Origin of the sequence: Sorangium sp. So ce836 (assembly GCF_028553905.1) — a bacterium.
In the GTDB taxonomy this organism is placed as follows: domain Bacteria; phylum Myxococcota_A; class Polyangia; order Polyangiales; family Polyangiaceae; genus Sorangium; species Sorangium cellulosum_D.
In genome coordinates this window covers 3,547,002-3,568,391 of sequence record NZ_CP102233.1, presented here as the reverse complement: position 1 = coordinate 3,568,391, position 21,390 = coordinate 3,547,002, and the positions used below count along the sequence as shown (strand labels likewise).

Below are 21,390 nucleotides of genomic sequence, written 5' to 3'. Positions count from 1 at the left end.
TAGAGCCGCTCTGGCACGACGACTCTTCGCATGAGAAGTGAGCACATGGCATGCGACAGCACGTCGCGGCCCGCTACAGCGCCCCGAGCTGCGCGCGTCCTGCGTTCGCTCCTGCCCGCTGTCCCCTCCGGACGAGCGCGGCTCCACGGCTCGGATGCACGAGATCATGTCTTCGAGAAAGGTTGCGATTATGAATCGTTTCATAAGCCGAATCGTCCTGATGGTACTCGTCCTCGGGCTCCTCATCGGCGTCTCTGCCCGGGCTCCGGCCATGCCGCACGCGAGCCCGTTCGGCCTGCGGGGCGTGATTCAGCCCTTTCTCTTGGCGTTGCATCGATACGATCATCACGCGATCGTCTTCCTCGCCGATCACCCCGACTACCGGGCCATAGAGGCCATGATAACCTATCGGGCAGACCGACCGCCGCTCATCCGAGCGTTCATCACCCTGCACGACGGGACCCAGATCGATCACTCCAGCGACCCCGAGTTCGTGCGCGATCGGGCCGCGATCCTCACGGATCGGCAGATAATCTACCGGCCCATCCGCTTCGAGGTGAGCGAGGTCGGTGGCGTTCCCAGGGAAGAGGCCCAATTCATCTCCTACCGGGGTGAGAATATCCACCTTGTGGTCGAGGGGAGCGCCCCGCCGTCGCCGGCGCTAGGTGGGTTGATCAATCCCGGGGGCGACGCAGGCGACCTGGCTATCCTGTGGGCGGATGCCAGCTCGCTCGCCAGCGACGCGAGCGTGCTGACCATCGACGAGGCGCCCGTCGCGCTCAGCAGCCCGGTGCCCGGCGTCTACACGGCGGGCCTCCATATCGGCGTCTTCTATGACGGACACCTCGAGCTGCGGCCGATCAGGACGCCGAGCCGCATCGCCGTGGGCGAGTCCTGGCTCTACCGGGATAACCTCAGGAACTGGCATGTCTACGAGATCGTCGCCGTCGCCGGGGATCAGCTCACCCTGCGCAAGACCACCACGTCGCCTGCCTTGACGGAGGAGATCCTGGAGGCGGAGGTCGTGCATGGCCGGATCGAGCTGCGCTCGGTCCGGGCCACGGGGCTCCCGGGCGATGAGGAGCCGATCCCCCCGGCCCCCACGGGCCTCACCCTGGATCTATCCACCCCGGGCAGCTTCTCGATATCCCTCGACGAGCACGAGGACCTCGTGACAGGCACGGCCTCCCGAACGGAGCACCCCGCACGGACGGTATGGACCCTCCAGCCCGTCGAGCCGCCCTGGATGGCGAACCTGGTCGTGACGGCCACCGTGACCCTGAGGCGGAATATCTACTCGATCGACGGCGAAGCCAGCGAGCCCTGACCTGAGCATGGGATCTCTTGGTGAACCACGAGAAGTGCCTTCGAGAAAGGGTGCGATGTATGGCTTCCTCCAGAAACCGAACCATCCTGCTGATGCTCGCCCTCGGGCTGCTCATCGGTGTTCCTGCCTGGGCTCCGGTCCTGATCTCCACACGTCCGGTCGACCCGCTGGAGCTCGTTCAGCCGTTCCTCATCACCTACGATCGGCATGAGCACCACGTGGTCGCCTTCCTCGCCGATCACCCCGACTACAGCGCCATCGAGGCGATGGTCACCCTGCGCCGCGGCCAGCCGCCGCTGATCCGGGTGAACATCAGCCTGCGCGGCGGCTCCCAGATCGATCACTTCAACGACGCGGAGCTCGCCCGCGACTGGGCGGGGTTCTTCACTGGCCGGCAGACGGTGGTTCGCCCTATCCATTTCGAGGCCAGGACGGTCCACGGGCTCCCGAGGGTGCGGCTGCGTCTCACGTCCTACCGCGGCGAGGACATCGACCTCTACTTCGAGGGGGCCGCGCCGCCGAGCCCCGAGCTGGGCGGGTTCATCAATCCTGGCGGCAGCTCGCAGAGCGCCTCCCTGCCCGTCATGTGGGCCAACGAGAGCTCTGCTCCCAGCGACGCGACGGCGCTGACCATCGACGATGTGCCCTTCACGCTCGGCGGCCCGGCGCCGGGGGTTCCGGGGGGCTTCTATACGAGAGACTTCCGCATCGGCGTCTTCCGCGCCGGCCACCTCGAGCTCGAGCTGCTCAGCGCCCCGAGCCGCCTCGAAGCAGGGGAATACTGGGTGTACCAGGATCAGCTCGGGAATTTGCACCTCTACGAGATCCTCACCGTGGAAGGGGATGCGCTCACGATCCGCAAGACCACGACATCGCCCGCCTTGACCGAGGAGGTCGTGACCGCCGCGCGGGTGGGAGGGCGGCTCGAGCTCCGCTCGGTCCGGGCCACGGGTCGTCGGGGTTATGAAGTTTCGGCGCCTCCCGCGCCCCCCGCGGGGCTCACGCTCGACCTGTCCACCGCAGGCCGATTCTCGGTGTCGTTCGACGAGCACGCCGACCTCGTGACGGGCACGCCCTCTCGAGACGAGCACGCCCCCACGGAGGTTCGGACGCTCGAGCCCGTCGAGCCGTCCTGGGCCACGAGCCGCCAGGTGACCGCGGCGGCGACCCGACGCAGGGACGCCTATCTCATCGACAACGAGATCGGCCAGCGCTGATCCGCTCGACGCGCCGACGCTGCCCGGTCGCCCTTATGACGGGGAGCGGCCGCGCTCACGCCACGACAGGAGGCCTGCGCGCGGACAGCCGGAGCGCGAGCAGGAGCCCGGCGGCGTTGATGCAGGCGCCGACGAAGAACGGCGCGCCGGGAACGTGGAAGTCGGCCGTGGCCGGGGAGAAGCGCGCGAGCAGGCCGGTGCCGAGCAGCGGACCGGCGATGGCGGTCAGGCTCGCCAGGCTGGCCAGCGCGCCCTGAAGCTCGCCCTGCCCGGAGGGGCCCACCTCGCGGGAGATGAGGGCCTGCGTGGCCGGCACGGCCATGCCCCCGAGCGCGCTCGGCAAGATGAGCGCGACCATGGCCAGCCCGCTCTCGGCCAGGCCGAAGCCCACGCAGCTCACGGCGGCGGCCGCGAGCCCGAGCACCAGGCAGCGGCGCTCGCCGAGGCGCGGCATCAGGAGGCGGACCAGCCCTCCCTGCACGAGGGCCATGCCGACGCCCGCCACCGCGAGCGATATGCCGATATCGAACGGCCGCCAGCCGAAGCGCTGCTCCGTGAACAGCGCCCATACGCCCTGCACGACCTGCTGCGCCAGGTAGCTGCACACCAGCGCGCCCGTGAGCCCGAGGACGACGGGAGACCGCCCGAGGCTCGCGAGCGACGCGAGCGGGTTGGCGCGGCGCAGGGAGAAGGGACGGCGGCGCTCGCGCGGGAGCGACTCGGGGAGCACGAGCGCTCCGTAGGCGAAATTGAGCAGGTTGAGCCCGGCCGCGACGGCGAACGGCAGGCGCAGGTGCACGTTGCCGAGGAGCCCGCCGAGCGCCGGTCCGATGATGAAGCCGAGCCCGAACGCGGCGCCGATGAGGCCGAAGCCCTGCGCGCGCCGGCCCGGCGGCGTGACGTCGACCATGTACGCGCTCGCCGCCGAGAAGCTCGCGCCGGTGATCCCCGCGACGACCCGCCCGAAATAGAGCCAGCCGAGCCCCGGCGCGACCGCAAGGAGCGCGTAGTTGAGCGCGGCGCCGAGCAGAGAGCTCAAGATCACGACGCGCCGGCCGAAGCGGTCGCTCAGCCCGCCGAGGACGGGCGCGAAGACGAACTGCATCGCCGAATACACGGCGACGAAGGCGCCGTAATACCGCGACGCGGCGCCGAGATCGCTCCCGAAGAAGCTGCTCACGAGCTTGGGCAGCACCGGGAGCATCACGCCGACGCCCAGCGTGTCGAGCAGGAGGGTGATCAGGATGAAAGCGACGCTGGCGTTGCGGTCTCGGCTCATGGGGTGTGCTCGCAGCGACGCCGAGGACCGCGTCCTCGGCCTTGTCTCGAGGAGAAAAAAGAGACCTCGGCCCCGGAGGGAGCCCGCCAGGGCGCCGGGGGCGTCCAGGAGCTCACCGTCGCTCTACCGACGTCGCGGCGTCGCCGCCGGGACGCTCCTCGCCGTCCGCAGGGCCGCGGCGAGGCGCCGGTCACCGCGCAAGACAGGAGATCTGGGCGGCAGCGCTAGAAGCCGCCCGGATAGTCGGCCTCCGTCGGGTACCTGAAGGTGCCGCGCATGAAGCCGTTCGGGCACGTGTCGGTGCGCAGATCGATGTAGTGCTTGTCCGGCTCATACTTGACCTGTGTGGCCAGGGCTTTCAGGCTCATGGTGGCGGCCTCCGTCATGCTGTATCCGAAGCCTATCCGCCCGTCGCCTGCGGCGTCGGCGATGAAGGTCCCCGGCGGCTCCCCGACCGCCGGCCCGTCCGTCGCCTCGGAGAGCGAGCCGACGAGCATCGGCGGCTCGGTGGGGCTGGCCTCGCCAGGCGTCCCCTTGCGGATGTCCCCCTTCGTGAACGTGAGCCTCATGTTCGGCAGCACGTGGAGATCGTTGAGGGTGACCAATTGGGCGAAGTTACGCCTCGAGGTGTCCGTGATGAACCGGAAGGTGGCTTTGCCCGTGGGCGGCGTCGCCCCTGGCCAGGTGGCCAGACATTCATCAGGCATCGTGAGCTCCGCCTTGAGCTCGCTCGTCCTGCGCGCGGCGCCCTCCGCCGTGCCGACGAGCTCCTCGCCTTCTTCCAGCTGCTCCGGTCGCTCCGCGGCACACCCGCTCATCGTCGCGGAGATGCCGATACCCACCAGCGCGGCGAGCATATCGATACGAACGCTGTCCATGAAACCGCTCATGATGTTCCTCCTGACCGGTCAGAGACGGAACCGACGAGGGGCAATCTGCCCCGACTCGACCTCTCCCCCGCTCCCAACCCGGCTCACAGGAGCTCGCTGCCCGGACACGGGCGCGAGGCCGCGGGCGGACGACCAGTGAAGACCGGAAGCCAGCCGGAGGCTCGCGCCCCGTCTGATGACCGGGCCGCGGACTCCCCGTGAGTTGAGCTCAACGCCCCCCTTGTCGTCCCCGTGTCGTGAGCCCGTTCGGCTCGCCTCCGGGCTGCTGCCCGACCGGCGGCAGACAAAGGTCTAGTCTCGTGTACCGTGAAGTCAAGATAACGAAGAGGAGCTCACCGCATCTACCGCCGGAGCGGATGCCCCTTCGCGGCTCGTCGATCCACCACACCATCACGAGCCGTCCATGTGCCTGGAGCTGTCGCGGGACGGGCGTTATGGGACGACATCGATCCACCCGGACGCGCGCACAGCGTCGCCCGACGCCGGGTCCAGGTGGACGAGGCTCGCTCCGAGCACGCCTGTCCGCCGGTTCCGGGCGAAGGTCACGGGCGGAGCCGGGCCTGCGTCGAAGTCGCGCAGCCGCTCGAGCGCCGCGATCAACCCCTCCCGCGTGGCGTGGGCGCCGGTGCGCTTCAGCGCCTCGATCAGGATCCGCGCCGCGACATAGGCGCTCGCCTGTGCCCCGAGCGGCCCCGGCGCCACGCCGGCCCGGCGCAGGAAGGCCCGCAGCGCGTCGCCCGACGCCCGCGCTCGCTCGCCGAGCGGGCCGGAGTACAGGAACAGGACGCGGCCGGAGAGGAGGCGCGGGAGGGACCCGGCGTGGTCGGCGATCGATCCCAGCGGGGCGTAGAGCGGCGCGGCGGAGCCGGCGGCGTCCAGCGCCGCCCGGGCGCTCGCGAGGTCCGCGCCGGAGCCCCAGAAGAGGATCGCCTGCGCCCCGTGCGCCTGCGCTGCGTCGGCGACGTCGCGCGGGGAGAGGCGGCCGGGATCGAAGGACAGCGCTGGCGGCGCGGGGAGGTCGCGGCTCGCGGCCTCGGCGCGCGCCCCCGACGCCCATGCCTCGCCGGCGCGGTCGCGGGTGTGCACGATCAGGGCGGCGGCCGCCGCGCTCGGTGGAGCGTTGGCGAGGTGTTTGATCGCCACGCGGGCCAGCACGTCAGGCCCCGGTAGCACCTGGAACACCACGCCGCCGTCGCGCGCCGCGCCGGCCCCCGCGGCGTCCCGCGCTGGGTCAGGGGGTCCGCCGCCCAACCCGGGTGCGCCCCCCAACCCGGGTCCGCCGCCCAACCCGGGTCCGCCGCCCAACCCGGGTGCGCCGGCCGTCGGCCCCACGAGCGGCGCCCGCTCCTCCTCCAGTCGCGCCTTCAGCGCCGGATCCCCGCTCCAGACGCTCCCCACGAGCGCCAGCACGCCCCGGTCCAGCAGGCGCGCCGTCGCCCCGCCCTCGCCCGCCGGCCCAGCGCTGTCCTCCACGCGGAGCGCGAGCCGCCGCCGGTAGATCCCGCCCTGAGCGTTGACGTCGGCGAACGCCGCCGCGAGCACGTCGCGCACGGCGGCGCCCACCGCCGCGTCCGGCCCCGTCAGCGGCAGCGCCGCGCCCAGCGCCACCGAGTCCGCCGTGACGCCCGCGTCCAGATCGCGCCCGACGCAGCCCAAATACGCAATGAGATCCGATAGATCCGCGTCCGTCAGCCGGAACCGCGGCATCGCCGGATTCAGCCGCCGGCCCGCGGGCCCACGCCCCTCGCGGATCGCGGCCGCGAGCGCCCGCGCGGTGGTGGCGCCCCGCTCGCGGCCGGTCCCGGCGAGCCGCTCGGGCGTGAGCGCCGGCGCCGCGATGCCCCCCTCGTTCGTCCCCTGCCCGCTCGGACCGTGGCAGCCGGCGCAGGCCGCATCGCGGCCCGACAGCGTGACGGTCCCGTCGGCGATCGCCCCCTCGATGACGCGGCCGTCCGCGGTCGCGCCTCGCTGGTAGATGCGCTTGCCGCGCAGCGCGGACGGCGCGAGCTCGGCGCACGACGCCTCTTGTTCGCCACGCGCGCGGGGCGCGGGCGCGCGCTCGTCGCGGCCGCGCGCCTGCAGCGCGAGCGCGCAGAGCCCGATCGCCGACGCCGAGGCCAGCACGGTGAACCGCCGCCGCGGCTCACCCATCGTCCGCGCTCCCCGCCGGCCCCCGTGGAAGGAAGGCCCGCACCTCCTCCGCCAGGCGTCGCGGCGGCGCGATGCCGTCGATGCGCGTCCAGCGCCCCTCCGCCTCGCGGCCGATGAGCGAGATCGGCGTGTGCCGCTCCTTGATCGGCGCGCGCCCCCCGAGCGCACCCAGCACCCGGTTCACGCGCTCGCGGCTGCCCGTCAGGAAGACCCAGCCCCGCCGCCGGCCGAACCTCTCGGCGTATTCCTTCAGCCGCTCCGGCGTGTCCATCGCCGGATCCAGCGAGATGGAGACGAGCCGCACGTCCCGCTCCAGCGCGTCGCCGAGCTCGTCCTGGAGCCGGCTGAAGATGGCCGTCATCGGCGAGCAGATCGTGGTGCAGGTGGTGAAGATGAAGTTGACCACGAGCACGCGGCCCTTCGAGAGCTCGCGGAGGCGGACGGGCGCGCCGTCCTGATCGACGAGCTCCTCGTCGGGCACCACGACCCCCTGCGCCGGCGCCGAGCGCACCACCGCCGCGCCGTCCACGGTCGGGGGCGGCGGCGCCGCGGTGGCCTCCCCGGCGCGCTCGTCGCCGGCGCGCTCGCCCCGGCGGCCGCACGAGGCGGCCGCGAGCGCGCCGGCGAGGAGCAGGGCCTTCGACGCATGCAGCGAGAGAACGCTCATATCCACCTCACTCCGGATCGTTGATGTGCTGGGCGAGATGCGCGAGGACCTCCGGCCGCTCGGTGGCGAGCGTCTTCAGCCAGGAGCCGGTCGACGTGTCGCCGACGAGCAGCGTCATCGTGTGCTCGTCCGGTCTTCGCACCTGGCCGCCGAGGCGCCCCAGCACCGCGGCGACGTTCGCGGCGGTGCCGGTCAGGAAATACCAGCCTTCGCCCACGTTGAACTTCGCCGCATACTGCTTCAGCACGGCCGGCGTGTCGTTCTCCGGGTCGACCGTGATCGTCAGGATGGTCACCCGCTCTCCGCGGGCCCGGAGCAGCGCCTGCACGCGCGCGAGGTTCGCCGTCATCGTGGGGCAGGCCCCCTTGCACGAGGTGAAGGCGAAGTTGATGAGCACCTTCCGGCCCCGCAGCAATCCCTCGTAGAAGCGGTGCGCGCGGCCGTGCTGATCGACGAGCTCGACGTTGGTGAAGTACTTCTCCGCGGCGGCGTCGTCCTCCCGGGACACGCCCCCGACCCTCATCCGCTCGGGGCGAGGTGCCTTGTCCTGCGCGGGCGCCGACCGAGGTGCCTTGTCCTGCGCGGGCGCCGACCGAGGTGCCTTGTCCTGCGCGGGCGCCGACCGAGGTGCCTTGTCCTGCGCGGGCGCGAGGCCCGCGAGCGAGAGCGCGAGGGCGCCCGCGACGACGGCCGCGCCGGGCCTCATCGCGCACCTCCCGCGGGAGCGCCGCCGCCCACGCCGCGCGCGGACACGCGCAGCGGGACGAAGGGGAGCGCGCCGAAGGGCACGCCGCGCTGCGGCGCGGCGGCGAGGAAGCGGTACTGGCCCGACGCGGGCGGGGTGAACGCGACCGAGAAGATGCCGTCTCCCTCCGGCCGCGGCGCGCCGCTCCACCGATACCCAGCTGGGAACCGAACGATCATGATCTCCATCTCCTTCGCGTCGAGAGCAGCGGCCGTATCCTTCGCGGTCGCCCTGAAGCGGAGCGTCGCCGGCTCGCCCGCCGAAAGCTGCAGGTCGGGCCCGAAGAGCGGCGAGAGCGCGATGCCCGGCGCTGGCCCCTCACCGCAGCCTCCCTGGTCGGCGTAGCCCCCGCCCTCGGCGCAGCGCGCGGGCGCCACCGTGGCCTCGAGGCACACCGCCGCGCGGGGTCGGTCGAGGAGGAGCTCGACGTCGTAAAGCCCCTCGGCGCCGAGCCGCACCGTCGTCGCGTACACGCCCTTCCGCACCTCCTTGAGCGCTCGATCCTCGACGAGGATCGAGCTCGGCTCGCGGCCGTAGGTCGAGAAGGTGCCGATCGGCGCCATCATGCCCTCCACGTAGAAGTAGAGGGCCTTGTCCGCCGGGCTCGCGATGAGGGCGCCGTTGCCCTCGGGCATCGGGACGATGGGCGCGGCGAGCCCGCTCGGCCCCGTCGCTGGACCTCGGCCCGCGGCGGCCGGCGCGTCCTGGCCGACCGCGACGTGGACGACCGGCGGGGCCGCGGGGCCGCCGAGGCCCGCCCGATCGATGAGCGAGATCTTCCCCGCGCCGAGGTTGCGGACGTAGGCGAAGGCGCCGGTGAAGGTCACCGCGTCCGGCGCCGCGAACCCGGTGAGCGCGTGCGCCACCGCGCCCGTCGAGGCGTCGAGGATGGCGACCTCGTCCGCGGCCGGGTTGAGCGCGAACGCGAAGCGCCCGCCCGGCTCGAACTGCAGCGCGCCGAGCCCCGGCTTCAGGGCGACGCGCCCGGCGACGGCGCGGCGCGCGGCGTCGAGGATCACGACCTCGCCGCGCGCGCCGTTCGCGACGTAGACCACCCCCGCCTCGTCGCTCGCCGCGATCGACACGGCCCCTTCGCCGACGGGGATCGCTCCGAGCGGCTCCAGCGCGGCGACGTCCACCACGGTCACCGCGTCGCCGCGCTGGCTCGTGATCCAGGCGGCGCGACCGCCGCCGGTGAAGGTGATCTCGTGGTGGCCCGGGCCCACCTGCAGCGTCTTCATCACGTCGGTCGAGCGCGCGTCGATCACGCTCACGGTGCCGTCGCCGTCGTTGCCCACCCAGACCGTACGCCCGTCGGGCGCGACCGCGACGCGGGCCGGGTCCTGGCCGACAGGGACGTTCGACCGGACGAACCCCCGCCGCGTATCCACGACGGCGAGGCCTCGGCCGCCCCGGAGCGAGACATAGAGGGTGTCGCGGTCGGGGTGGAGGGCGAGCGCGACGCCGGGGCCCGCGAGGCTGACGATGCTCCGGAGCTTCGTCCTGCCGAGGGCGACCTGCGGGTTGATGGCCGACAGGGTGCTGTCCTGGTTGAGCGTCCAGAGGAGATAGGCGTTCATGTCCACCTCCGGGCGCGCCGACAGGAGGCCCCCCATGAAGCGCTTGATCCTCTCCCGGCAGCCCGCCTCGTCCGGCGCAGCGCCCGCCGCGCTCGCGGCGGCCCCGCCGGGCAGGCCATCGGCTGCCCCGGCGTCCCCGGCGCGCCTCGACATCCACCCGAGCGGCGAGAGGCCGCCCAGCGGCGCGCCGGTCTTCGCGTCGGTGATCGTGAACTCGGCCACCACGTCGGCGAACGCCGCCGCCGCGGTCGACTCCGCGGCGGCGGCCGCGCCGCGGCCCCTCTCGATCGGGCGCAGGGCGAACGCGATGGAGAGCCCATCGCGCTCGACCCGGCTCGCCTGCAGGGCAGGCGCCTCCGGCTGCGCAGGCGCAGGCGCCGCGCTGTCTCCCTGCGAGACCGCGACGGACGCCCTTCGCCCGCAGCCGAGCGCCAGACAGACGCCGAGACAGGCCAGCGAGAGGCAGAGCCCGTGCGCGCGAGGGAAGGTCCGTCTCATCATCGATCTCCTGCTTTCGCTCACTCCGTGACGCGAACGATGCCCCAGAGCCCGCCGGCGAGCTGGAAGCTCGCCTGATCGAGGTACAGGCGGTCACCGGGGACCTCGTGCAACCCTCCTGCCCGGAAGAAGGGGTTCACGTTCCAGGCGGTCATGGGGCCGATGCCGCTCTGCGCGGCGATCGCGAAGGACGCCGGGTTCGGGCCCATGACCCGGGAGGACGAGCCCTGCGCCCACGGGTTGTGCGCCCACTCCGCGCCCCAGAGGCCGAACGAGTGCTGGCGCCGGTGCCCCGAGGGCTGCAGCACGCGGACGCGAAGGGTGTCGTAGCGCCCCACCGTGAAGAGCGGCGTCGCTGGATCGCCGTGCTCCATCGAGCTGAAGATGCCGCTGATATCGAGGTCCGGCAGCTCGCCGATCCGCCGCTCCGGGCGCACCCCGAGGCGCGCCCACAGCGGCTCGGCGAGGTAGTTGAAGGCCTTGTGGCCGGTGCCGTCCGCGTCGGTCTCGCCCACGATGTTCCGGAGCGCGGTGCCGCAGTTCAGGGGCGCGTCCGCGCACTGGAACCGCGGATCGTCGGAGTGCAGGGCCACCTCGTCCTGATAGAAGAGCACGACCTCGCGGAACCACCGCTCGGCGCCGGCCTGGTCCGGGTACGACACGAACAACGACGCCCGCGTGTTCGGCTTCGGATACCAGGTGGCGTTCGCGGGCTCGACGATCAGCGCGCCGATCGCGCCGTGCATGCCGTGGTTCACCACGTCCGCCATGTCCTTCAGGTTGATCGCGCCGAGCTCCACGGGTCGCCACGTGACCTCGCCGAGGGGCGAGACGGAGACGTCGCCCGCGTACCACGTGTATGTCCGCCGCCCGCCCGGCGCGACCGTCTGATCGGGGTTCTGGCCGACGTTGGCGCCGTCGCTCGCGTTCACGTCGTAGGTCACGAGCTGCGGGTGCAGCGAGACGCGGTTCGAGGTCTTCACCTGGTTGACGTTGAAGCCCTCGACGATGGGAGGGTTGTAGTTCCAGTGAGGCGTCTTCGGCGGATTGTCGGGCAGGTCGTTGACGAGCGTGACCTTGACGCACTCGCCGGCGGCCGCGCGCAGGATGAGCGGCTCCGGCGCGAGGTTGCCCGCCCGGATGCCGCTCAGGTCGGCCTCGTGGACGAACAGGATGGCGTCGGGATCGTAGAGCCCGTATTCCTTGTTGTAGGTGAGGCGATCGCCGGGCAGGTTGCCTGCCGCGGCGATCGCATGAACGACGTACTGCCTCACCTTCGCGTTCGGCGGACACGCCGTGAGCGGAGAGCTCGGGAGGCTCCGCGATGGAGCGCGCGGGAGCGGCAGGAGGTCGGGGACCGGCTCGCCGTGGACGCGCATGAGCCCCCACATCCCTTCCCACAGGTCGTCCGTCGTGGCGCTCTGGTACAGGTAGTCGGCGCCGCCTGCGCTGTTCTTCACGAACAGGGGATTCTCGACGAGCTCGATATCCATCGCCTCCGAGACGCCGATCGGCTGCCCGTTCGAGAAGCCGCTGTCCGGATCCGAGCCGTCTCGGAGCCACTTCTTCCCGTGCAGGGAGAAGATGTGCTGCTCCGACTGCGCGCCCTGCGTGAGGCGGATCACCGCGCGGTCGCCCTGGTAGGCGCGGAGCAGCGGCGTGAAGGGATCGCCGTGCACCTTCGAGCTGAAGACGTTGTGCATCTCCCCGGCGTCGCCGTCCTTCGGGGTGGCCGCGCCCGTCGCGCAATCGCGGTCCGCTATGCGCATCGGGATGGGCTCGTGCCGGTAATTGATGAGCCCCGCCCCGGGATCGCGCCAGGAGACGGGCTCGCGGAAGAGCCCTCCGTGGGCGATCGCCTGCGGCAGCGGCGCCGCGACCGTGGCCGGCGAGTTCACCGGACGGCCGCACTCGTCGTAGACGATGGCATAGTCGGCGAAGCTCAGGTTGTACTCGCGGAACGGCGTCCGCTTGTCCCCGGGCGGAAACAGGATGTCGGCGCGGTAGCTCGTCGGCCCGCCGTCCGAACGCGCGCCGAAGAGATCCCCCGTCGTGGGGTCGCGCCAGGTCGATCCGGCGGGCTCGACCACGAGGGCTGCGTACAGGCCATGGTGCTGGTGGGAAGAGGCGGAGAAGTGATCGTGGGTAAAGGCCGTGCCGAGGGGGCGCTCCTTGCCCGACGCGGTCACGACCGGATCGGCCCACCAGCGCTGCGTCGTGGTCTGCGCCCCGAGCGGCGCGCCGGCGAGGTGCGGGTGCCGCGTCGCCGCGAGCGTCACGCGCGCGCCCGACTCGAGCACCGTGCCGTCGGCGGCCAGCGCGCCGCCGAGGGCGTTGGCCGCGCTGATGCGCGCCACGACCTCCTGCGCGGCGAACGTCCCATCCTCGTAATTGAACCCGTTGGCCCCTCCGTCCGACGAGGTGATATCGTACTTCACGAGATGGATGTGCTGACCGAGGATGTCGGTGGGTATGAACATCTGGAAATCGTCCTCCTGGAGCGCGTCCGGGATGGCGTTCGTGGCGTGGAAGACGACGCACTCGCCGGAGCCGGCGCGGATGAAGAGCGGCTCCGGCGGCCTCGTGCCTCCGACCGTGGCCTCGTAGTCCTTCTCGAGGACGATCATGCGCGCTTGGGGATCGTGCCAGCCGGCGCGGTTCACCGTGGCGTCGATCTGGACGTAGGCCGCGCGGTAGGTGCGCACCGGCGCGCCGGGCGGGCAGGGATCGGCGTAGGGCGCGCCGGCTGCAGGGGGCTGGCCGTTCACGAGGAAGAGCGCCGGCTCGCCGCCAGGGGTGAAGGCCGGATAGCCCTTGACCGGGAGGCCGTAGCGCGCCGTGGTCGAGACGGCGCCCGGGAACCACCCTGCGTGGAACTCGGCGGCTGCGACCTCCGCCTCGGTGCCGTCGGGCGGCAGGAGCTTCACGTTGGCGCGGTGGATCTGCACATCGAAGGTGCCGCGGACACCGCGCTCGTCGCCGTCCGGCGGGACGCTCGTGATGAGGTGGCGCGGCAGCCCGCCGTCATGCTCGATGTCGCGCGGCGGCTGCGGCGGCCGGTGCCCGGCCAGCCCGGCGACATAGTAGGGATAACCGGGCATGGCTTTGCGCACCACCTTGCGTCCGTCGGGCAGCGAGACCGACGTCGGCTCGTAGGTCGGCATCGGCGCCATCGCCAGCTCCGGGATGGGCACGACCGCGGGCGTGGGCGTCCCGATCGCGAGCTCACCGTCGGGCAGGTTCCGGTCTGGCGTGCCCGCCTCGAAGACATCGTGGTTGCGCCAGAGCCCCCACATCCCTTGCACGAAGTGGGGATACAGGTGGCAGTGGTAGATGGCGTCTCCCGCGGTGAGGTTGCGGTTGCCGCCCCCGCCGTAGCTCATGTCGTAGGTGAAGGCCGCCCTGGGGCCGATGGTCTGGGAGTCGATGTAAGCGCTGTCGTCGTTGTTCGGCGAGCGCAGCCACTGGTGGCCGTGGGCGTGGAAGACGTGCGTCTCGGTCGGGCCAGCGTGCAGGTTTCGGATGCGGACAGGGTCGCCGACGTAGGAGTGGGAGACGTTGGCGGGGTCGTCCGGGTAGAGGGCGCGAACCGCGTTGCCTTCCTCGTCTCGCTCGATATTCAGCGCCGGGTCTCCGTTCGCCCATGAGCTCAGGAAGAACTCCTCGAACTTGCACTCCGCGCAGCCTCTGGTGGGGCCGATCTTCCTCCGGTTGGCGAGGGCGGCCCCGCCGAGGCTGGCCGCGCCGTAGTTGATGCCGAAGCCGCTGCGCACGCTGTGGTATATCGGGTCTCTCTGGAGCTCAGGGAAGGCCTGGACGGAGCCCAGATCGTCGTGGAACATCACGGTGAACTCGCGGAAGTAACCGTGGCTGGCGGACGTCCCGGCCCGGACCTCGGTCTCGTCGAAGCCGGTGATGATCGCGTTGAGATCGCCGTGCACGATCTCGCCTCCATCGTTGATCATCCGCAGGATCGGCTCGCCCGACGCGTCGCGCGCGTCGTAGTCGATGAGCGGCGTGCCGTCCGGGTTCCGGGGCCCGACCGAGGCGGCCTCGAGCTCTTCGGCCGTGATCTGGGAGCGGTACGCGACGGCGCCCTTCGGCTCGACGATGACGGCGCCGAACAGCGACTGGGCGATCTGCCGCAGCGGCCTCCCGGTGCCGTCGGCGCCGGCCATGGCGCCACCGCTGTGCATGAGGAACGCGCCCTCGCGGCCGCCGACGAGCTCGTAGGTGCGCGTCTCGCCTGGCGCCGCCAGCGAGCTCTCGTTCTGCCCGACGTTCCCTCCGAGCGCGGCGATGTTCTGGATCTGGAGCCCGACCACGTGGATGGACGCGTCACGCGTCGTCGGGGAGAGGGCCGGGAGCGCCGCGCCGCTCGGCGTCAGCCAGTTCGTGAACGAGATGACGAGCTTGTCGCCCGCATTCATGCGCAGGACGAGCGGCCTCGGGCGCTTGCCTGGCCGCAGCGCGGCGTTGCCCGGGCCGACGGGCCTCGACGGGTCGGCGGCCTCGACGTCCCTCCGGAGCGCGTAGACCATCCCCCCCGGGTTGAACGCGTCATAGCGATCATAGACAATCAGCTGGTCTATCGCGACGACGTCGGCGTGAACGGTCCTCCCCGAAGCTGTCGCATACGACGCGTCGACGACCGCCTGCTCGCCTTGCTCCACCTCCTCGTCGACGAACGGAGCGTCCTGGTCCGCGCATCCCATGGCGACGCTCATCGCTGCGGCCAACTTGAGCCCTCGCAAACGCCTCATCAACACGTAAACCTCCCTATTCCAAATCGAACTAGAGGGGATCGCCCGCGTCGAACGTGCACCGTCCCGGCGCCGCGAGTGGGTTGCAGCATGCCCGAGATGAAACACGGTATGATGCGTCGCGATGTGCTGAGCCCACCAGCACCGTGCTGGTTTGACCCCACGACTTTGCTCGGTCAAGAATTTTCCCAGCTTACGGGATTGCACAAGATCCAAGCCGTGTTCCAGGCGAACACGAGTGTGCCCGACATACGCGTTCTGCGCTCGCCGCCGCCGGAGCGCCCGGCGAGCGACGGGAGAAGACAACGCATCTACCGGGCGATGCAGTCCGGAGGCGGAGCGCCGTCGTGCGGGCGCGGCGGGAGGCGCGCGGGCGGTCCGCCGTCAGAAATCGACGCAGACGGGCTCGTCGATCCGCAGCACGGACTCCTGATCGAAGCGCGCCTTGTAGTCCTCGCGGATGGCCTCGATGCTGTCCGAGGCGGCCTGGCTGCCGTCGTGGAGGAGCATGATCAGCCGGCTGTCCTCGCGGATCAGCTCCTCCGTCGTCGCGAGGTACTGGCCGTCGACGTCGAACTGCGTCAGCCCGTCGCGGAAGCGCGGGGTCACCACCGTGTCGACGAACTCCTGCCACTCCTCCTGCGTGACGTCGGGCTCGTCGAACCGATCCATCCCGAAGAAGAGCTCGGTGCGGATCATCGGCGCCCCGCTGTCGCAGGTCGCCTCGCGCGCCGGCGCTTGGCTGTCGTCCGCCGCGGCGCTGCCGCAGCCGGCGGCCGCGAGGAGCACGGCGAGGAGGGCGCGCGGGATCGATCGGTCGGGCATGGATGCTTCCTCCGCGGTGGGGGCGTTCGGTCGCACGATGGCGTGCGACCCGCACGCTATCACAGCCGCCGCGGCGGATTAGCTGAGGTTGTACGCGACCATCGCGATGCCCGCCGCGATGAGGACGATGCCGCCGATCTGCACCGCCGTGAGGGTCTCGCGCAGGTAGTAGACGGAGAAGACCGAGATGATCAGGAAGCCGCCCGAGGACATGATCGGATAGGCGACCGACAGGTTGATGCGCTTCAGCGCCAGCACGTAGAACAGGATGTTCGACGCGAAGAGCACGAGCCCGAGCACGAGGTGATAGTTCGTCGCGAGCGCGAGCCCCTTCTGGACGAGCGACAGGCCCTCCATCGGGGGGACGCGCCGCGCGGCGAGCTTCATGAGGATGTTCGCGGTCGCGTTGAAGACGAGGGCGATGATGAGGAAGAGGTAACCTTGAGCCATGTCTCGTGTGCGGCGCGCGCCGGCGGCGCGCCATTCCCGGGAGACGTCTGGCGCAGCGGGCTGCATGGATCAACCGTGAAGCGCGGGAGCCTTCGACGCGCGAGGTTCGGTGAGCTTCAGGCGGCTCCTGACGGCGAAATCGACGTGGTCGGTCGCCTGCCTCGGTGCGAGACTGCCGCCCGCCATGAGCTCCGAACGCCTCGAGGCGCCGTTCGCGCCGACGATCGCCGCGGTGGGGACGGCGCTGCCGCCCCACTACGCAACGCAGGACGAGACGTGCGCGGGGCTGCGCCGGCTCTGGGCGGGCAAGGGCGACGCGCTCGCGCTCGTCGAGCGGGTCCGGCGGTCGATCGAGGTGCGGGGGCGGCACCTCGCGCTGCCGATCGACGCCTACTACGCGCCCTCGACGTTCGCCGCGCAGAACGGCCGGTGGAGCGCGTGCGCGATGGAGCTCGGCGAGCGCGCCTGTCGCGCCGCGCTCGATCGGGCGGGCCTCGGGCCCGAGGACGTCGATCACATCATGTTCGTCTCGGTCACCGGCATCTCGGCGCCCAGCCTCGACGCGCGGCTCGTCAACCGGCTCGGCTTCCGGCGCGACATCAAGCGCACGCCCGTCTTCGGCCTCGGGTGCGTGGCCGGCGTGGCCGGCGTCGGGCGCGTCACCGACACGCTGCGCGCCTTCCCGGGGCAGACGTCGCTGCTCCTGTCCGTCGAGCTCTGCTCGCTCACGCTGCAGCGCGACGACACCTCGGCGGCGAACGTCATCGCCGCGCAGCTCTTCGCCGACGGCGCCGCCGCCGTCGTGGCGCGCGGCGCGCAGGCGGCCCGCAAGAGCGGCCGGCCCGGCGGCGCCGCGGTGCTCGACGCGCAGGCCGTCTTCTACCCGGAGACCGAGCACATCATGGGGTGGGACGTCGTGGACACCGGCTTCCGGGTCGTCCTCTCCGCCGGCGTCCCGGCGCTCGTGCGCGAGCACGTGCGGCGCGACGTCGACGCGTTCCTCGCGCGGCACCGCCTGTCGCGGGGCGACGTCCGCCACTGGATCGTCCACACCGGCGGGCCGAAGGTGCTCGAGGCCATCACCGAGACGCTCGAGCTGTCCGAGGACGCGCTCGCCCGCTCGTGGCGCTCGCTGCGCGAGATCGGCAACGTCTCCTCCGCCTCGGTGCTGTTCGTGCTGCGCGACGTCCTCGACGAGGCGAGCGCCCGGCCCGGCGACTACGGCGTGATGATGGCCTTCGGCCCCGGCTTCTGCTCGGAGATCGCGCTGCTGCGATGGTGACCTCGGCCCAGCTCTACCTCGCCTTCCTCGGCGCCGTGTCGATCGAGCGGCTGGCCGAGCTCGTCATCTCGCGCCGCAACGCGCGGCGCGCCTTCGCCAAGGGCGGCGTCGAGGTCGGCCAGGCGCACTTCCGGGCGATGGCGCTGATGCACACCGCCTTCCTCGCGGCGTGCGCGCTCGAGGTCGCGCTGCTCGACCGGCCGTTCCCGGGGCTCGTCGGGCTCGCGGCGCTCGCGGCCGCGCTGCTCGCGCAGGCGATGCGGTACTGGGTCATCGCCACGCTGGGCGAGCAGTGGAACGTCCGGATCATCGTCGTGCCCGGCGCGGCGCCGGTCTCCGGCGGCCCGTACCGCTACCTGCGCCACCCGAACTACGCCGCCGTGATCGTCGAGATGGTCGCGATCCCGATGATCCACGGCGCGTGGCTGACCGCGCTCGTCTTCAGCGCCCTCAACGCGCTCGTGCTCTCGGTGCGCATCCGCGCCGAGGAGGCGGCGCTCGGGCCCTCGTACGCGGCGGAGATGGGCGGCCTGCCCCGGCTCGTGCCGGGCCGCCGCCCCGCGCCGGAGCGCCCCTCGGCGCCGTGAGCGCGCGGTCCGACATCGCCGACATCGCCGTGGTCGGCGGGGGGCCGGCGGGCCTCGCCGTCGCCATCGGCTGCGCGCGGCGGGGGCACGACGTGCTCGTCCTGGATCAGGCCGCGTGGCCGATCGACAAGGCGTGCGGCGAGGGCGTGATGCCCGAGGGCTGCCGCGCGCTCGAGGAGCTCGGCGTCCTGTCCGAGCTCGATCCCGCCGAGCGTGCGCCGATCGAGGGCATCCGGTACCTGCGGCCGGACGGGCTGCGCGTCGAGGCGCCGCTGCCGGCGCCCGGGGGGCTCGGCGTGCGCCGCACCGCGCTGTCCGCGGCCCTCTCGGCGCGGGCGCGCGCGGCCGGCGCGCGGCTCGCGGCGGGCGAGCCGCTGGTCGCGGTCGAGCGGACGCGCGCCGGCGCGCGGCTCGTCACGCGGCGGCGCGCCGTCGAGGCGCGGTACGTGGTCGGCGCCGACGGGCTCGGCTCGCGCGTGCGCCGCGCGCTCGGCTGGGACGCGCCGCCCGCGGGGCCGCGCCGGCTCGGCCTGCGCCAGCATTTCCGGTGCGCGCCGTGGTCGTCGTTCGTCGAGGTACACCTCGGCGACGGGGTCGAGGCGTACGTGACGCCCGCGGGCGCGCAGCGCGTCGGCGTCGCGTTCCTGTGGGACGGCGACCGCCTCGAGGGGCGCGCGTCGACCGAGCGCCTCGTGCGCCGCTTTCCGGCGCTGGCCGAGCGGGTCGCGGGCGCGCCGGTCGACTCGACGGCGCGGGGCAGCGGCCCGCTCGAGCGCGCGTCGTCGCGGCTCCACGACGACCGCTTCGTGCTGGTCGGCGACGCGGCGGGCTACATCGACGCCATTACCGGCGAGGGGATCTCGCTCGCGCTCGTCGGCGCGGCCGCGCTGTCGACCGCGCTCGACGCGGCCCTGCGCGGCGGCGGCGCGGCCCCGCTCGCGGCCTATGCCCGCGTGTTCCGGCAGGCCTTCCTGCGCTACGCGGTGGCGACGCGCGCGGTGCTCTTCATCGCGCGGCGCCCGCGCCTCCGGGACGGGCTCCTGTCCGCGCTCGCGCTCGCGCCGGGGCTCTTCCGGCACGCGGTCGGCGCGGTGCTGCGCCCGCGCTGAGTCCGGCCCATGCCTTGTCGGATCAGGGCCGCTCGGAGAGGCTCCCGCTGCCTCGGTGCACCAGCGCGAGGAACTTCCATTCGGGACACTTCAGTCGAAGAGCGCGCGTACGAGATCGAGGGAGGCGAAGACGCTGCGCACGAGCATGGCGTAAGGAGCGCGCCTACTGACGAGCGCCTGCACGCGGCGTCGCTGCTCGTCGAGGACGGCTGGATCCGCCGTAGGGCTCGCAGACACGCTCACCAGCCGGTAGACTTCCATGTTCACGGAGCTGACGTGCTCGAGGATCGCGCGCCGTAGAGCATTGACCTTGTGAATCGCGGAGCTGCGGGTGCCGTTGTGGATCCGATCGAGCTCCTCCGCCGTATTCACGGCGGCCAGGTCGTTCGGGTCAGCGGCCCGGAACACAATATCGACAGTCCCGGATTTACGCAGCGAGACTGATACCACCCCGTCGATACGCTGGAGGATTCGAAGCTCGACACCTTGCCCTGGGTCGAGCAGCCCGCCATTTGGATAGCTCTTGCGCCGGCGCTGGTTGCAGTCGAACGTCGCGCATGTCGGAAAGAGGTTGTCCCACGCGCATATCAGGTGTGCAAACCGTTCGTCTGCTCTCGGACGGCGATGGTCTACCTCGAAGGTCCCGAGAGCTACTGGAGTCTCGCAGAGATAGCACTTACCGAGGAACACACAGTGTAACGCTTCCAGCACGTCAGCGCCCGTGTGGCTCTTACCCTCGCGGAGGCTCGCCGGCGCCTCGGTAGGACGCTCGACGTCGATCATCGTGTCTGCTCCGCAGCCGACAGGCCCCGCGTTCCGAGCTGCTCCTTCGCCATCCACACCTCGACCGCAAGCGTGGGCGAGCGTGCCGAGAGAAGAGCTGCGAGATCGACGAACACGCGCTCCTCTTCCGGTGTTCGAGGCGAGCGGCGGGCGAGCTCCCGCAGGCGGAGCAGCTTTTCCGTCGAATCGAGATCGATCTCGCTGGAGATGCCAAAATGCTCTGTCATCAACGCACCATAACGAACACCGCGAAAACCGTCACTGAGCGCCTGTTCGCGCTTCTTGAGATCGTAGACCACCGCGTTCGGAATACTGGCAATCACGGCGGGAGAGTGGGTAGCAACCAGGAACTGAAAGCGAGGGAATAGATCCGTCAAGAAAGGAAGTATTTGTTCCTGTAGACTCAGGTGCAGGTGCGTCTCGATCTCGTCAACGATCACGATGCCGTCAGGCTCGAGCGTGAAGTCGTTGCGGCTCTGCTGGGCGGCGTCCACTCGGATCAGCAGCTCGGCCAGGAGGGCCAGAACTGCCGCGTGCCCATCTGCGAGCGTATTGAAACCGAAGACGTATCCATCGCTTTTCCGAAAATGAAAGCTGTACGCACGCCGGTCGAATTCGATGGTAAGACCTTCATCCTCCATCAACTGGCGCAGCCGGCGTTCGAAGCTCTCGAACCACCTGCTGATGCGCGATGCCGTTTCATGATCGCCTTCCTCAGCGGCGTACGCCATGTCGGTGCGCTTATTGACAAGGAACTGGAGAAACTTGTTCGCCACATGCTGTTCAGGCCGCAAATCCGCAGGTTTCCACCGCATCCTCCTTGGGCCTGGGACCTCGTGACGTTGCAGGCGGCGCGTAGCTGCGAGATATACGGCTATGATATCGCCACGCTGGAACATCTTGCCGAGCTCGTCGGCGTCGCAACTCCAGGTCAGTTCATTAGGAGCGCTCCCGATCAGCGGGAGCGAGAGCTGCTGTCCCTGAGGAGGGACCAGACCGGCTGAAACATCGTTCCGAATCGCTTCAAGCACGCCGCTCTTTCCGGAGCCGTTCGGTCCCGTAAGGATGAGATGACGGAACTTAGGCCGTCTCGCGGAAGCAGGTCCGCCCGCGTCGTCCGCGGGGAGCGGCACAGACAAATCGATGTCCAGCTGCCGGACGTTGCGGCACTGCTCGACATGGATGCGCGTGATGTAGGCCATCGGGAGGCAGCCTAGCACCCGGCCGGATCCGGAGA

The 21,390-nt window shown here is 71.3% G+C and carries 16 protein-coding genes; 5 read left to right on the top strand and 11 right to left on the bottom strand.

The genetic code is table 11. From position 1 onward, the window contains the following. The first annotated feature begins 190 nt into the window (after positions 1 to 190). Both NQZ70_RS13090 and NQZ70_RS13085 read left to right on the top strand, forming a co-directional pair. Positions 191 to 1,327, top strand: coding sequence for a hypothetical protein (locus NQZ70_RS13090; RefSeq protein ID WP_207217826.1), 1,137 nt, complete (start codon positions 191 to 193; stop codon positions 1,325 to 1,327). A 59-nt stretch (positions 1,328 to 1,386) separates the two neighbouring features. Then, complete coding sequence (locus tag NQZ70_RS13085) at positions 1,387 to 2,544, top strand: hypothetical protein (RefSeq protein ID WP_129574517.1); 1,158 nt, start codon at positions 1,387 to 1,389, stop codon at positions 2,542 to 2,544. A 55-nt stretch (positions 2,545 to 2,599) separates the two neighbouring features. Here NQZ70_RS13085 and NQZ70_RS13080 read toward each other — a convergent pair whose 3' ends face one another. From NQZ70_RS13080 to NQZ70_RS13040, 9 genes are all read right to left on the bottom strand, one after another. Continuing rightward, the gene (locus NQZ70_RS13080) at positions 2,600 to 3,823 is read right to left on the bottom strand and encodes a TCR/Tet family MFS transporter (protein WP_129574516.1); all 1,224 of its coding nucleotides are present in this window, start codon (positions 3,821 to 3,823) and stop codon (positions 2,600 to 2,602) included. Between the two features lie 224 nt (positions 3,824 to 4,047). Beyond that, positions 4,048 to 4,713: a hypothetical protein gene (locus tag NQZ70_RS13075; RefSeq protein WP_129574515.1), complete on the bottom strand. Its 666-nt coding sequence runs from the start codon at positions 4,711 to 4,713 to the stop codon at positions 4,048 to 4,050. A 432-nt stretch (positions 4,714 to 5,145) separates the two neighbouring features. Further along, on the bottom strand, positions 5,146 to 6,864 hold the full coding sequence (locus tag NQZ70_RS13070) for an ABC transporter substrate-binding protein (RefSeq protein WP_129574514.1): 1,719 nt from the start codon (positions 6,862 to 6,864) through the stop codon (positions 5,146 to 5,148). Further along, complete coding sequence (locus tag NQZ70_RS13065) at positions 6,857 to 7,531, bottom strand: SCO family protein (RefSeq protein WP_129574513.1); 675 nt, start codon at positions 7,529 to 7,531, stop codon at positions 6,857 to 6,859. Before NQZ70_RS13065 ends, NQZ70_RS13070 begins: the two co-directional genes overlap by 8 nt. Before the next feature lie 7 nt (positions 7,532 to 7,538). Next, entirely contained in the window at positions 7,539 to 8,237 is a 699-nt protein-coding gene (locus NQZ70_RS13060; RefSeq protein ID WP_129574512.1) for an SCO family protein, read from the bottom strand. Further along, positions 8,234 to 10,357: a YncE family protein gene (locus tag NQZ70_RS13055; protein ID WP_129574511.1), complete on the bottom strand. Its 2,124-nt coding sequence runs from the start codon at positions 10,355 to 10,357 to the stop codon at positions 8,234 to 8,236. Before NQZ70_RS13055 ends, NQZ70_RS13060 begins: the two co-directional genes overlap by 4 nt. A 17-nt stretch (positions 10,358 to 10,374) precedes the next feature. Further along, entirely contained in the window at positions 10,375 to 15,069 is a 4,695-nt protein-coding gene (locus NQZ70_RS13050; RefSeq protein ID WP_237245272.1) for a copper oxidase, read from the bottom strand. Between the two features lie 432 nt (positions 15,070 to 15,501). Then, complete coding sequence (locus NQZ70_RS13045) at positions 15,502 to 15,942, bottom strand: DUF3574 domain-containing protein (protein ID WP_129574510.1); 441 nt, start codon at positions 15,940 to 15,942, stop codon at positions 15,502 to 15,504. A gap of 78 nt (positions 15,943 to 16,020) precedes the next feature. Next, positions 16,021 to 16,392 (bottom strand): multidrug efflux SMR transporter, encoded by a 372-nt coding sequence (locus tag NQZ70_RS13040; RefSeq protein ID WP_129574509.1) that lies wholly within the window; start codon positions 16,390 to 16,392, stop codon positions 16,021 to 16,023. A gap of 184 nt (positions 16,393 to 16,576) precedes the next feature. Between NQZ70_RS13040 and NQZ70_RS13035 the strand changes: the two genes are divergently transcribed. Genes NQZ70_RS13035 through NQZ70_RS13025 form a run of 3 tightly spaced genes read left to right on the top strand, consistent with a single transcriptional unit; the run spans position 16,577 to position 19,370 of the window. Next, the gene (locus NQZ70_RS13035) at positions 16,577 to 17,674 is read left to right on the top strand and encodes a type III polyketide synthase (protein WP_129574508.1); all 1,098 of its coding nucleotides are present in this window, start codon (positions 16,577 to 16,579) and stop codon (positions 17,672 to 17,674) included. Next, complete coding sequence (locus NQZ70_RS13030; protein WP_129574507.1) at positions 17,668 to 18,261, top strand: isoprenylcysteine carboxyl methyltransferase family protein; 594 nt, start codon at positions 17,668 to 17,670, stop codon at positions 18,259 to 18,261. Before NQZ70_RS13035 ends, NQZ70_RS13030 begins: the two co-directional genes overlap by 7 nt. Continuing rightward, positions 18,258 to 19,370, top strand: a complete 1,113-nt coding sequence (locus NQZ70_RS13025) for an NAD(P)/FAD-dependent oxidoreductase (protein WP_129574506.1) — start codon at positions 18,258 to 18,260, stop codon at positions 19,368 to 19,370. The genes NQZ70_RS13030 and NQZ70_RS13025 overlap by 4 nt, the downstream gene beginning before the upstream one ends. A gap of 90 nt (positions 19,371 to 19,460) precedes the next feature. Here the strand turns inward: NQZ70_RS13025 and NQZ70_RS13020 are convergent, their stop codons facing one another. Beyond that, on the bottom strand, positions 19,461 to 20,153 hold the full coding sequence (locus tag NQZ70_RS13020) for an HNH endonuclease (RefSeq protein ID WP_129574505.1): 693 nt from the start codon (positions 20,151 to 20,153) through the stop codon (positions 19,461 to 19,463). Further along, positions 20,150 to 21,355 (bottom strand): AAA family ATPase, encoded by a 1,206-nt coding sequence (locus NQZ70_RS13015; protein ID WP_129574504.1) that lies wholly within the window; start codon positions 21,353 to 21,355, stop codon positions 20,150 to 20,152. Before NQZ70_RS13015 ends, NQZ70_RS13020 begins: the two co-directional genes overlap by 4 nt. Between the last annotated feature and the right edge of the window lie 35 nt (positions 21,356 to 21,390).

What these genes read in the sequence shown, in the direction of transcription:
- NQZ70_RS13015 (WP_129574504.1), bottom strand. Translation starts at nt 21,355, where the DNA reads ATGGCCTACATCACGCGCATCCATGTCGAGCAGTGCCGCAACGTCCGG.
- NQZ70_RS13090 (WP_207217826.1), top strand. Translation starts at nt 191, where the DNA reads ATGAATCGTTTCATAAGCCGAATCGTCCTGATGGTACTCGTCCTCGGG.
- NQZ70_RS13020 (WP_129574505.1), bottom strand. Translation starts at nt 20,153, where the DNA reads ATGATCGACGTCGAGCGTCCTACCGAGGCGCCGGCGAGCCTCCGCGAG.
- NQZ70_RS13065 (WP_129574513.1), bottom strand. Translation starts at nt 7,531, where the DNA reads ATGAGCGTTCTCTCGCTGCATGCGTCGAAGGCCCTGCTCCTCGCCGGC.
- NQZ70_RS13040 (WP_129574509.1), bottom strand. Translation starts at nt 16,392, where the DNA reads ATGGCTCAAGGTTACCTCTTCCTCATCATCGCCCTCGTCTTCAACGCG.
- NQZ70_RS13045 (WP_129574510.1), bottom strand. Translation starts at nt 15,942, where the DNA reads ATGCCCGACCGATCGATCCCGCGCGCCCTCCTCGCCGTGCTCCTCGCG.
- NQZ70_RS13050 (WP_237245272.1), bottom strand. Translation starts at nt 15,069, where the DNA reads ATGGGATGCGCGGACCAGGACGCTCCGTTCGTCGACGAGGAGGTGGAG.
- NQZ70_RS13070 (WP_129574514.1), bottom strand. Translation starts at nt 6,864, where the DNA reads ATGGGTGAGCCGCGGCGGCGGTTCACCGTGCTGGCCTCGGCGTCGGCG.
- NQZ70_RS13060 (WP_129574512.1), bottom strand. Translation starts at nt 8,237, where the DNA reads ATGAGGCCCGGCGCGGCCGTCGTCGCGGGCGCCCTCGCGCTCTCGCTC.
- NQZ70_RS13085 (WP_129574517.1), top strand. Translation starts at nt 1,387, where the DNA reads ATGGCTTCCTCCAGAAACCGAACCATCCTGCTGATGCTCGCCCTCGGG.
- NQZ70_RS13030 (WP_129574507.1), top strand. Translation starts at nt 17,668, where the DNA reads ATGGTGACCTCGGCCCAGCTCTACCTCGCCTTCCTCGGCGCCGTGTCG.
- NQZ70_RS13080 (WP_129574516.1), bottom strand. Translation starts at nt 3,823, where the DNA reads ATGAGCCGAGACCGCAACGCCAGCGTCGCTTTCATCCTGATCACCCTC.
- NQZ70_RS13075 (WP_129574515.1), bottom strand. Translation starts at nt 4,713, where the DNA reads ATGAGCGGTTTCATGGACAGCGTTCGTATCGATATGCTCGCCGCGCTG.
- NQZ70_RS13055 (WP_129574511.1), bottom strand. Translation starts at nt 10,357, where the DNA reads ATGATGAGACGGACCTTCCCTCGCGCGCACGGGCTCTGCCTCTCGCTG.
- NQZ70_RS13035 (WP_129574508.1), top strand. Translation starts at nt 16,577, where the DNA reads ATGAGCTCCGAACGCCTCGAGGCGCCGTTCGCGCCGACGATCGCCGCG.